The organism is Ureibacillus yapensis (assembly GCF_003515775.1).
GTDB classification, from domain to species: Bacteria; Bacillota; Bacilli; order Bacillales_A; family Planococcaceae; genus Ureibacillus; species Ureibacillus yapensis.
Genome location: NZ_QWEI01000003.1, coordinates 51,823 through 62,994 on the forward strand (window position 1 = coordinate 51,823; position 11,172 = coordinate 62,994).

Sequence of the window (11,172 nt, forward strand, 5' to 3'; positions counted from 1 at the left end):
TTCGTAAACGTTTAGGAGGAACTAAAATGCATGTTCATAACCGGTTCAAAGGAATTCTTCTCGTTCTCACAGCGGCTATTTTTTGGGGGATATCCGGGACTGTTTCCCAATATTTGTTTCAAGCTTTACAGATTAGTCCTGAATGGTTAACAGCCGTACGTTTATTATCCGCAGGTTCTTTACTGATGGCCATTGCTTTCAAGCAACAAGGCACACGTATCTTTGATATCTGGCGACAGAAGGTAGATGTTGTGCAAATAATTCTCTTTGGGATTGTGGGCATGATCGGGGTGCAATATACATATTTAGCGGCCATTAAATATAGCAATGCTGCAACAGCAACCGTGCTCCAATACTTAGGTCCGGCAATTGTTACAAGTTATTTTATTTTTAAAGCAAAACGATGGCCAACAAGAAAAGAAGGATCTGCTGTATTTTTGGCATTGCTCGGTACTTTGCTGCTTGTTACTCATGGAAATATACATACATTGTCGATTTCTAAGGAAGGTTTGTTTTGGGGAATATTATCAGCTTTCGGGCTTGCTTTTTACACCATTCAGCCGATTCAACTTTTAATGAGATGGGGTTCCACGATGGTGGTGGGGTGGGGCATGATAGTTGGCGGAATTGCCTTTTCTATTGTAAACCCGCCTTGGCAATTTGAAGGCTATTGGAACTTCAATGCAAATTTTGCTTTTTTATTTATCGTAATCTGTGGTACTGTCCTTGCATTTTATTGTTATTTAGAAAGCTTGAAATACTTATCGGCATCGGAAACAAGTTTACTGGCATGTGCTGAACCATTATCCGCAGCAATGACATCTGTGTTATTTTTGGGCGTTTCTTTTGGATGGTTTGATTGGATCGGAACAGCGTTGATTTTATTCACAATTGTTCTGTTAGCGAAAAGAGAACAAAAAGCCGTATAAAAAAACCTCGAGTTTCAAAAACTCGAGGTTTGGCGTTTTAGTGGGAAACATCCTGAACAGAAATACCAGTTTGTGCTTTAACATCAACTTCACGATATTTCATATCATCTCTTTCTTTAGAAAGCATTGTTCCAATCCAGCCGCCTAAAAATCCTAGTGGTACTGAGACAATTGCTGGGTTCGTTAAGAAGATTAACGGATCTCCAACAAATATCGCTTTACCAGCCTCTGGATTCCAAACGTTTGGCGATACCGCCACCAAAATCAATGCAGAAATCAAACCTGTCAGCATTGCAGTTACAGCACCGGATGTATTGAAACGTTTCCAGTAGATTGTATAGATGATAACCGGCAAGTTTGCTGAAGCAGCGATACAGAATGCCAGAGATACCAAGAACGCTACGTTTAACGTTTGGGCCCCTAAAGCCAATACAATTGAAACCACAGCAATAATAATCGATCCAACACGAGCAGCAACAACTTGTTCTTTTTCAGTCACTTTGCCTTTTTTAATGATTTGGCCATAGATATCATGAGATAGGGCAGAAGCACCTGAAAGTACAAGGCCTGCTACTACAGCTAAAATCGTTGCGAATGCAACAGCACATACGAATGAGAACAAAACATCTCCACCTAAAGCTTGAGCTAGAAGCGGGGCAGCCATGTTACCGGCAGCATTGGCAGCAACGATGGATTCTTTACCAACGAATGCTGCAGCACCGAATCCAAGGAAGATTGTCAAGACATAGAAAATTCCTACAATCCATGTCGCCCAAATTACAGAAGAACGGGCAGTTTGAGCATCTTTTACTGTGAAGAAACGCATTAAGATATGCGGTAAACCAGCTGTACCCAGAACCAGTGCGATTAACATGGAAATTGTATCAATTCCATTTGTATATTTTAACCCTGGATTCAAATAAGCTTGTCCTGCATCTGTTGCAGTTGACATTTGAGAGAACATAGTTAAAATATTAAAGTCAAATTTAGCTAAAACCAAGAATGAAATAATTACTGTACCCAACATTAACAAACAAGCTTTAATAATTTGCACCCAACTTGTTGCAGTCATTCCACCGAATAAAACGTAGATTGTCATCATGAATCCAACAAGAAGTACTGCAACCCAATAATCGATTCCCAATAGTAATTGAATCAGTGCACCAGCCCCCACAAGTTGAGCAATCATATAGAACAATACGATTACGATAGAACTTAATGCAGCTGTACCACGAACTTTTTTTGCATCGAAACGGGCAGAAATCATGTCTGCCAACGTAAATTTACCAAGATTTCTTAATGGTTCAGCAACAATATATAAAACGACTAGGTAAGCAACCAAGTATCCAAGAGAGAAGAAGAATCCATCGAATCCATTTAATGCGATTGATCCGGCGATACCAAGGAAAGAGGCCGCTGATAAATAGTCTCCTGAAATGGCAAGTCCATTTTGCCAACCACTTAAACCACCGCCAGCTGTGTAGAAATCACTGGCTGTACTTGTTTTTCTTGAAGCCCACCAAGTAATAACCAATGTCAATCCGACAATTGCCAAGAACATAACAACAGCAGTTATACTCATTATTCAACACCTCTTTCATACTCTTCGATAATCGCTTTTGCTTCCTTATCGAATGAATTCGCCTTCGCTACATATAAATGAGCCAATCCCCAAGTCATTATAAATAGCCCAGCAGAGTAAAACCACACCCAAGTTATTTCTCCCACTGCTTTTTGGTGAAGAATTTCAGTAAAAGACGTCAAAATAGGCAATAACAAGTAGGCAGCTAAGAAAATAACTGTAATTGTCCATAAAAAGGAATTTTTCTTCTTGGTTAATTCCTTAAATGATTGCATCTCAGCAATCTTGTCATAGTCAATACGCTCATCTTTCAAGTTCCTCGCCATAAACATCCCCCTTTTTTAAGTTGTTTTTTTCTACTTCTTGTTTGCAAAATTCTATTTTGATAGATTTTACAATTATTATTGTATTTAAGCGTTCACAAAATTGCAATACTTTTTATTTAAATAATAAAATATTTTTAGAAAACTTTTACGATTAAAAGAGAAATTTTTAAAGTTAACGAGATTTATAACAACAAATTACTTAAAAGCGGGTATTTTAGTCGAAGTATAAAGGACAGAATTTGAAAACTTTTAAGTATTGACAAAAACTAAATGGATAAAGAAGGGAGTTTCATTTAGGAGTCTATTGGAAAAATTGATATTGCGTAATAAAAAATTGATGTTAGGTCACGATATAGAAGAAAAATTATTACCAAGGTTTTGAAGTTCAAAATAGTAATAAATATTGATGAAACCGATGAAATGGAAGCCCAGCCAAATAAAGTGCCAATTTAGCTGATAAAAATAATAGAAGAAATCTAATTAATAATTTAAATGGCAATGTAGATGAAGATCAAGGAAAAGTGCAAAAAGGGTTAAAAAGGACAGATGCTTGGATAAAAAAGATAGATTATAAAGATAGATTATTCTTAAATGATCAATCTAAATGGAAGGATTCCTAAATAAAGGTTATTTTTAATTCTGTCTCACTATTATAAGTATACTTTTGAAACGAAACGCAGCTTCCTATAATTTATATTATGTAAACTAGAAATTTTTCCCGTGCAGAGTGGCTTGATGCCCTTTAGTTCCCATAATATCTGTACTAATCGACTAAATTTATTGAAGTTCCTAATAATTTTCATGTGAACGATAATTCTCCTTTTCAAGGATAATTGGGTTTTTTTGTGCAGATAATTGATTATCGTTTAATCATTTATCTGGAGATTTTCATAATGCAACTAAAAGCTGCGATTGATGAATTTATTCTGTATATTGAAATTGAAAAAAATTACTCTACACACACTGTTACAAGCTACGAATATGATCTACAGCATTTTCTTGAATTCTTAACAAATCATCAGTGTTCAACTGACTTGAATGAGATTACCAAAACACTTGTACGACGATTCATTCGGTATGAATTAAGTACAAGACACCAACAAGCTCGTTCAGTGAATCGTAAAATTTCCTCCTTAAAATCATTTACTAAATTTTGTTTGGAAGAAAAATATTTACAGCATGATTTTATGACTGGAATTGAAACACCAAAAACAGATGCTAAACTCCCTGTTTATATGACAGTGAAAGATTTACAGCAATTATTTCACTCTTTAGAACAAGATCGATCACGCTTGGCACAACGTAATGAATTGATGTTTAAATTACTTGTAACAACTGGTATGAGACGTTCTGAACTGGTTTCCTTGACCTGGGAGCAATTGGATTTTACGAACGAGACTGTGAAAATCTATGGTAAAGGTAAAAAGGAACGTCTGTTGCCTCTCCATCCACAAGTAATGCATTCTAACGGCTTATAAAGAAGCGTTAAATCCTGACCAAGCGTATCGAACAGAAGCAGTTTTTTTGAATCATCATGGGCAACCGCTCGATCCACGTGGCTTACATGTCATTTTTAAAAAGGCGTTAAAAAAAGCAAGCCTCCCTCCTGCCCGTTTTTCTTTACATCATTTGCGCCATACCTTTGCGACTTTGATGCTTCAAGAAAACAATGAAAATATAGATTTACGAGTCCTTCAGGAACTTTTAGGCCATGAGAGTATAATTTCAACCGAAGTTTATACTCATGTTGAGTTTGAGCAAAAAAAGAAAGCCATCAATTCCTTTAATATTTTTAATCTGTTATTCTTAATAGAAGAAACTACCCATTATTGGGTAGTTATTTTTTTGCATATGGTCCATAAAAATATGGCGGATAATGACCGGTTGGTGGCTGTGGTGGATAATTATAATTCATTTGTGGTGGAGCCATTGGATAGCCGGTCGGTTGTAATCCGTATTGCTGATAAGGGTAAATTGGTGCCATTGAATGTGTTGGGGCTACGTTAATGCCCTCTGCTGTATGAAATAATGAATTGGAATGATCTGTCGTAGTTGATAACATTTGCTCCATTTTTCGGGAAAAAGTAAACCGAATAATATCGTCTTTAAATACATTGATATAGTATGCATTTTTCTTCTGGTTCTCAAATGCAACGGGCAATTGTTCATAAATCGATTCTAGATCCATCTCTACATTGAATTTTTCTTCCATTTCTAGTGCGGTTTCTAATACGGTTTCTAGTAATAATTGCGCTATGCGAAGTTGTTTTACTTCCCTCGAATCTTTACGAAAATATCGTGATAAAACGCCTTGTGTTGTTTTTTTAGAGTGTAATAACAACATACGAATTGCATTATCTTCTACTCCCATATCGTGAAAGATGGTCGCGACTGAATAGCGCAAGCCATGCGGTGTAAAATATTTATCCGTTTTTGTAATTTTACTCCCAGTGTTTACACCTTCTTTTTCGGTCACGGATGTTTTAATAATCCAGCCCAAATGCTCACAAATCTTTCTCACAATATAATTCATTTGTTTATTAGCAAACGCCTTTCCGCGCAAGCCATATAATAGTGCATCCTCTGGTTCCTTCCCCTCCGCAGATTCCACAAGAACTGACATCGCTTTTGGGGGAAGTGGAAGAAAACCTTCTCGATTTTTAGAATTGATCCTTTTTTCTTCTTCTTGGAAGTTTACCTCCATTTTATCCAATGTGATGTTTAATGCGCTTGATTCGTGATCAAGAGAATTAACTTTTAGTTCTTTTAAATTTGTAGACCGTAGACCTGTATAAATATCTGTTAAAATGGGAGCTAAAACATTAACTCCTTCAGATTGTAATTCATGAGCTGCTTTATATACTTGATACAGTTCGACTAAATTTAAGTCTTTCGATAGATGCGATTCGGCTGAATAATCCTCAATCTCAAGGTTTAAAAATGGATTACCAGTGATTATACCTTCATTATTTAAATGACTAAATAATGAAGGTATCGTGCTTTTACGTTGATTTAATGTACTAGGTTGGAATGTACCATAGTGATCTTTCAACCACTTTTTCCCATAATCATATGTAACATTTTCAATAATTGGTTCCAATCCTACACTTTTCATGTGTTCTGCTATTAATTTGATATTTCGACGATATGCTTTTTTAGAATTTGCTGACCATACACTCACACTCTCTTGTGCTAGGTAAGCTTCTTCCAATGTACTTTTTACTGTGATGTTATTATTCATCTCATGTCCCTCATTTCTAAAAATACAAAAAATCCCCAAACTAAATACAAGTCATCACATGAAATACGATGACATCGTAAAAGTTTGGGGATCTCCCTTTTTTTATATTAATATACTACCAATGTATAGAAATTTTAATTATTTGTCAAATACTTTTTTTACTTATTTTCAGAATCAATGATATAAAGTAAAAATGGCCCTTTATATAAAGAAGGCCCAATTCCTTTTACAAGAATTACGCCCGACTGTGAATAGTAAAAATTTAATATGTGGAAGACTAAAAGTATTTGTTTTCATATGTATCAATTAACTTTTAAATTCTGCAAACGGTAGTTCTTCATTTTGTACTACTAGTTCTCTTAGTTCTATAAAAATTTCTTTGTAAAAATGAGTAGTAAAAGTAAATGCTTCAAGCTCATAATCAGTGAGTGGAAATTCTTCGTTATCATCAGTGAATTGTATGTTCTTTAAATCCTTACTAATCTTATGGCCTAAAAAATAGCCAAAAGAATTGGGATGTGTTAATTCCGAGAGCTGATCATATCCCTTTCTAAATTTGGTATCAGTATAGCCATATTTCTTTTTTAGAAAATGGTCAGCTGCATCAATTAATTTCATTACATTGAAGGGGTCAGGAGAATCCGGCAAATTTATCTTATCTTTTGTTCCAAGATACAATTTTAACAAAATAGAATCAAATTCTTCTGAAGTTAGAACTTGTTCCTTAAACTGTATATACTTTTTATGAGCTAAAGCAATCGCACCTGTTGTCTCAAATAATGCCCTCACAATTATTGCAGAGCATAGGGGGTTTTGTTGATTTAAGCTCTCGATAACCTAGTGCTTCATCTCCATAACATTTGTCTTTCCAATATTATTCTTCCCGACGATAAAGTTCATCGCTTTGTCAAAGTAAAACTTTGTTCCCGAAAGGTTTCTAAAGTTTTCGATCTCATTTATTTCGCTTACAAACATATTCCCACCTCATTTATATTGCTAAAACTACAAATTATAAATATTATTTTTTCTTCCTCTATGTACTCGTTAATAAGTAGGAACAATATAATCCTTATTAATCAAGGCCTTTCCAATAATAGAATACACAGACTTCTTCAAAGCTTCCTCTAATATCCATATATCGTTCTAGTGCGAGGTTGTTAGGCTTAAAAACAGAAAGGTTTTAACCAGCTGCTCTTCAGGTGAAATAGTGATCCAACATCACTAAGTTTTAATAGAAACACAACCTGCGCCAATATTACATAAACCTGTTTCGGGTACAATTAACGCTTTAGCTACTTTGAAATCCCCTGCTAAATAAGCAATAACCGAACGCACATGTTCATAGCCGGTAGTTGCCATATATAATAACTTATATATGTATCTCAAATACTTTCGTGTATAGAACTTTTTTAAGTAACAATGTAAAACTGCAAAAGTGTAGTAAAATGAAATTAAACCCATTATTATACTTATCATCACCTAATAAACTTCTTTTCAATTATGGTTATAGCCGAACGATATCGTTTGAAGCTTCCGTTTGAAATTGTTTTCAACTTCAACTGCTTCTATTGCTGTAATATCCTTTGGCAATACTTTTAAAATCGAATATTGGAAATGTATGTGCGCGGTAGAGTTAAGAGCATGAAGCTGTTTAAATGCTTCATTCCCTCCATGTAATGTTGAGGCATATTCAGTCCAACGACCAAGCAAACCATTTTTACTGTATGAAGATCCGATATAGATTTTACCATTTGAAAGATCTGTAATTGCATAAATAGCATTGATAGAACTTAGAGCGATATGCCAATCATTATAAATTTGTCGGTTATTGATGATTTCTTTTAACTCGTTATAAGTTAATAAGACATTTTCGTAACCCGGAAAGACAAATTTACTTGTATTCACTAGCTGTGTAATGATTTTTTCATTCGTTCCTTTTTGAGACCATTTAACAGCTGCCTTTCCCCATTCAATATATAATTTATTTTCATATGTAATTAATGGGTCATTATCAATTTCAAATAAAGGATGCATAATTTCATCATTATAAGGTTCTAATATAAATGAAGAACAATTTGGCGAAATTAACGGTGTGTTTCCATGTCTTACTTCATATGATTTTAAATATTTCGCAGTAGTTCCTTCATCTGCTGAAAAAACAATTACTTTATCGTACCCGTTAAAAAAATGAGGCGATTGTTTTTGGGTATATTCACGTAAAAAGCCATTACGATATGCTTTGATAAATCGTTCATGTTTCAACGAATGACGGATAAGTAATGTTTTATTCAAGTTGTAATTGCAACGTTGTAGTAAATCTGATAATAATAAATGGGCCATTTTTTCTCCCTTTAGATTATAAAGTGTGTATAATTAATCGAAATTTTAAGTCCCGGATTCTCGATCCATTGATATTGCTTCCCATCAAGCATTAGAATATTGGTTTCATCTTCTTCGAAAGATACATAAACACTATTATCATTCATCCTCATTTTTTTCATTTAATAAATATCTTTTGTATTCTATATAATATTTCAAAGTTCTCTCATACTCATTTGCTCTGTTTGCATATGTATCATTAATCTTTCCAATGATTTCTTCATTTAATTGATTTTCACTGTTGTAAATTTTTTTCTCAACCATATTAATAAGCCTGCTATTATACTGACGCTAACTGAGTTATCTTTCAACTTTTTAGCATCATTAATTATTAAATGCCTTTTCTTTAGGAATTCAATAAACTCCAAACATCTTCCCCACCTTAATTATTATTAATTTCAAAGAAATTATCTAATTATGATTGAATACATCTCCAGAACCAATTACAGAATTAATTCCTTTATACCTTTTTTAAGGATATATTTTCCTATTTACTTATTATAAACTAAAAGTAGCAAAAAGGAGTGATGTATTTGTTAGCCGAAATTCATAAAAAAATATCACAGACTGGTAGCAACTTATCAGATCGTCTTGAAGATAAGCTTACAGGTGATTTCTTTGGGACGATTCGATATTTGCCTTTTGAACTCGGATTGAGGCATGTTTTTTCAACAGCGGAATTTATTGAAAAACAAGGCGACGAAAATTGGCTGAAATTTATAGAAAATGAAAAAGGATATGCAACTCAAATAGAGTTCTGGCACCGTGAGGATGAGGGAGAAATTGATGTATTATTTATAAATGACAAAGCGCTTATTGGTATAGAAGTAAAATATTTGAGCGGTCTTTCATCCGATGATCAGGGTGATGGAATTGAGCTAGATTACACAGAAAGTTTAAATCAGTTGTCCCGCTATTCAAGAATGATTGAGAAACTTTCAAAGGACCGAGACTCGTACTTACTGTTTCTTGCTCCATACGAGATGATGAATGCAGTTAGGAAAAACATTTCGAATCGGTCCATTATTTCACCTTCAGTCGAACTTGGTTTTATGTGTTGGCAAGATATTCACGAATCGTTACTTAATCTGTATGTTAATCAAATTGAAACAGGACAGCAGCTAATACTCAGTGATTTAAAAGCTTTATTATCAAAAAAGGGATTTGCTAGCTATAAAGGTTTTAATAAAAATATATTTAATCAACCGATTATGAGAACAGCCTATTCTTTTAAGCATAAAGATTCTATAACCAATAACAATTGGATTTGGCCAAATAAATCCATTAAGGAGGAACAAGTTTATGAATTCAACACAACCGACTAATGTGGGGCAAAATATTTCGAATTCTATATATGTATTAAAAGAAACCTATAAAAATTTAAATTTACTATTTTCTGAGTTAGACAGAATTGCTGAAAAAGAAGGGTTTATTCCACTAACTCCAAAATTCTTACGTTGGAAATCAGATTCGAATTATAACGGTTGGTTAACAAGTAACTTTATCAAATTATATCAAATAGAAAAAGATCCCCCTCTAAAACATATTCAAAATTTGAAAGAGGGATTTATTTATGGGATTGAGGTTGACCTCGAAGGAGAAGATAACTATCCAATAATTTCATTAAGTAGATATCAATTTGATTTTTCAGAATGGTTCAGGATTCCAACTACTTCGGATCATTGGATTTTTTGGGATCCATTTAGAAAAGATAAATTTTTTGAAATTAATAAAGTTAATGATGTATGGATAAGCAAAACCTTAGAAAAATCAAAAATTCGTTATTGGGGAATGCAAAATGCTGTATCAATTGAAATTCCTCTTGTTTCAATCACTTCATCTGAAGAGATTAGATCGAAAATTTTCTTGGAATTCAATAATTTACCATCCTTTTAATAATCAACCTACTAAGTTCAAATCAAGAGCAAAGTCTGATAATGGCTATTTTCGCTCTCTGCCCTTGATTTGAACTAAAAGATGTCTCTCCTATTGTTTCCCCTACGTTAATATAAAGCAAATGAATATCCACAATTCCTTTTTTTGACAACTCAAAAAAACCTCCTAACCTAAAAATCATTTTATTCTTTTAAATCATTTTAAAGGGTACTAGGCAAAAGAATATTGTTAATATCTATTCTGATTAATATCCAAAAAACAAAATATTTACATAATAGGTTTTATTTCACAAAATTAAATATGATGGCCTTTGGTATTCTTCAATGATTAACGGATTATTACATGTCTGAGTAGACATTTCACAATTAATTATTTTGTTTATACATCTGCATAAGTTGTCATAAAGAGAAAATTTATCTGGTATAGCCTGTAGCACCTTTTTTTGTTTCCTCACGCTTCTTCTCACATTCTTTATTTATCCTTTCCTTCTTCACTCTCTCAAGTTCTTATTTTCGTTGGTGTTCCAACTTATTATTTAAGAATAACTCCTGATAAGCTAAGCGGATTTCTTTTTGTACATTAGGCAAAGAAAAGCGAAGGGCGTCATTATCTACAATAAATGCCTCTGCAATTGACAGCGTATACGTATCAGTTAAGAACGTTGCTTTTGGTCGATTACTTGCGCGGTTTTCAACAACACGATAAATTTGAAATGCAATGTCAACATTTGCGGGTGTTACGTAAATTATACTTTTTACGTTTAAAAAATCCTCCATCTCAAAATTAATCACCTACATTACTTATTGATTGTGAGAAGGA

At 33.6% G+C, this 11,172-nt stretch carries 12 protein-coding genes and 1 pseudogene; 5 read left to right on the forward strand and 8 right to left on the reverse strand.

What is annotated here, in order from left to right:
• Positions 1-26 precede the first annotated feature (26 nt).
• On the forward strand, positions 27-929 hold the full coding sequence (locus D1B33_RS07830; RefSeq protein ID WP_118875833.1) for a DMT family transporter: 903 nt from the start codon (positions 27-29) through the stop codon (positions 927-929).
• Between the two features lie 37 nt (positions 930-966).
• Here the strand turns inward: D1B33_RS07830 and D1B33_RS07835 are convergent, their stop codons facing one another.
• Together D1B33_RS07835 and D1B33_RS07840 are read right to left on the reverse strand one after the other, a co-directional pair.
• A complete protein-coding gene (locus D1B33_RS07835) occupies positions 967-2,511 on the reverse strand; it encodes a solute symporter family protein (RefSeq protein WP_118875834.1) in 1,545 nt (514 codons plus the stop codon).
• On the reverse strand, positions 2,511-2,843 hold the full coding sequence (locus tag D1B33_RS07840) for a DUF485 domain-containing protein (RefSeq protein WP_407656716.1): 333 nt from the start codon (positions 2,841-2,843) through the stop codon (positions 2,511-2,513). Before D1B33_RS07840 ends, D1B33_RS07835 begins: the two co-directional genes overlap by 1 nt.
• Before the next feature lie 887 nt (positions 2,844-3,730).
• Between D1B33_RS07840 and D1B33_RS07845 the strand changes: the two genes are divergently transcribed.
• Both D1B33_RS07845 and D1B33_RS18745 read left to right on the forward strand, forming a co-directional pair.
• Positions 3,731-4,315 carry a site-specific integrase gene (locus tag D1B33_RS07845; RefSeq protein WP_267897040.1) on the forward strand — a complete coding sequence of 195 codons (585 nt, stop codon included), beginning with the start codon at positions 3,731-3,733 and terminating at the stop codon, positions 4,313-4,315.
• 46 nt (positions 4,316-4,361) lie between these two features.
• Positions 4,362-4,535: pseudogene (locus D1B33_RS18745) on the forward strand (tyrosine-type recombinase/integrase); the annotation flags it as partial.
• A gap of 139 nt (positions 4,536-4,674) precedes the next feature.
• Here the strand turns inward: D1B33_RS18745 and D1B33_RS18630 are convergent.
• The 5 genes from D1B33_RS18630 to D1B33_RS18425 all read right to left on the reverse strand — a co-directional run bounded on the left by D1B33_RS18630 (position 4,675) and on the right by D1B33_RS18425 (position 8,721).
• Positions 4,675-6,078: a tyrosine-type recombinase/integrase gene (locus D1B33_RS18630; protein ID WP_118875836.1), complete on the reverse strand. Its 1,404-nt coding sequence runs from the start codon at positions 6,076-6,078 to the stop codon at positions 4,675-4,677.
• A gap of 306 nt (positions 6,079-6,384) precedes the next feature.
• Positions 6,385-6,867 carry a hypothetical protein gene (locus tag D1B33_RS07855; protein WP_118875837.1) on the reverse strand — a complete coding sequence of 161 codons (483 nt, stop codon included), beginning with the start codon at positions 6,865-6,867 and terminating at the stop codon, positions 6,385-6,387.
• 48 nt (positions 6,868-6,915) lie between these two features.
• Positions 6,916-7,053: an AAA family ATPase gene (locus tag D1B33_RS18880; protein ID WP_118875838.1), complete on the reverse strand. Its 138-nt coding sequence runs from the start codon at positions 7,051-7,053 to the stop codon at positions 6,916-6,918.
• Between the two features lie 519 nt (positions 7,054-7,572).
• The gene (locus tag D1B33_RS07870; protein WP_118875840.1) at positions 7,573-8,418 is read right to left on the reverse strand and encodes a GIY-YIG nuclease family protein; all 846 of its coding nucleotides are present in this window, start codon (positions 8,416-8,418) and stop codon (positions 7,573-7,575) included.
• Between the two features lie 138 nt (positions 8,419-8,556).
• Entirely contained in the window at positions 8,557-8,721 is a 165-nt protein-coding gene (locus D1B33_RS18425) for a hypothetical protein (protein WP_158582942.1), read from the reverse strand.
• 269 nt (positions 8,722-8,990) lie between these two features.
• Here D1B33_RS18425 and D1B33_RS07875 point away from each other — a divergent pair, with 269 nt between their 5' ends.
• Positions 8,991-9,782, forward strand: a complete 792-nt coding sequence (locus tag D1B33_RS07875; RefSeq protein ID WP_118875841.1) for an NERD domain-containing protein — start codon at positions 8,991-8,993, stop codon at positions 9,780-9,782.
• On the forward strand, positions 9,760-10,353 hold the full coding sequence (locus tag D1B33_RS07880) for a hypothetical protein (protein WP_118875842.1): 594 nt from the start codon (positions 9,760-9,762) through the stop codon (positions 10,351-10,353). Before D1B33_RS07875 ends, D1B33_RS07880 begins: the two co-directional genes overlap by 23 nt.
• Positions 10,354-10,859: 506 nt before the next feature.
• Here D1B33_RS07880 and D1B33_RS07885 read toward each other — a convergent pair.
• A complete protein-coding gene (locus D1B33_RS07885) occupies positions 10,860-11,129 on the reverse strand; it encodes a hypothetical protein (protein ID WP_118875843.1) in 270 nt (89 codons plus the stop codon).
• Positions 11,130-11,172 lie beyond the last annotated feature (43 nt).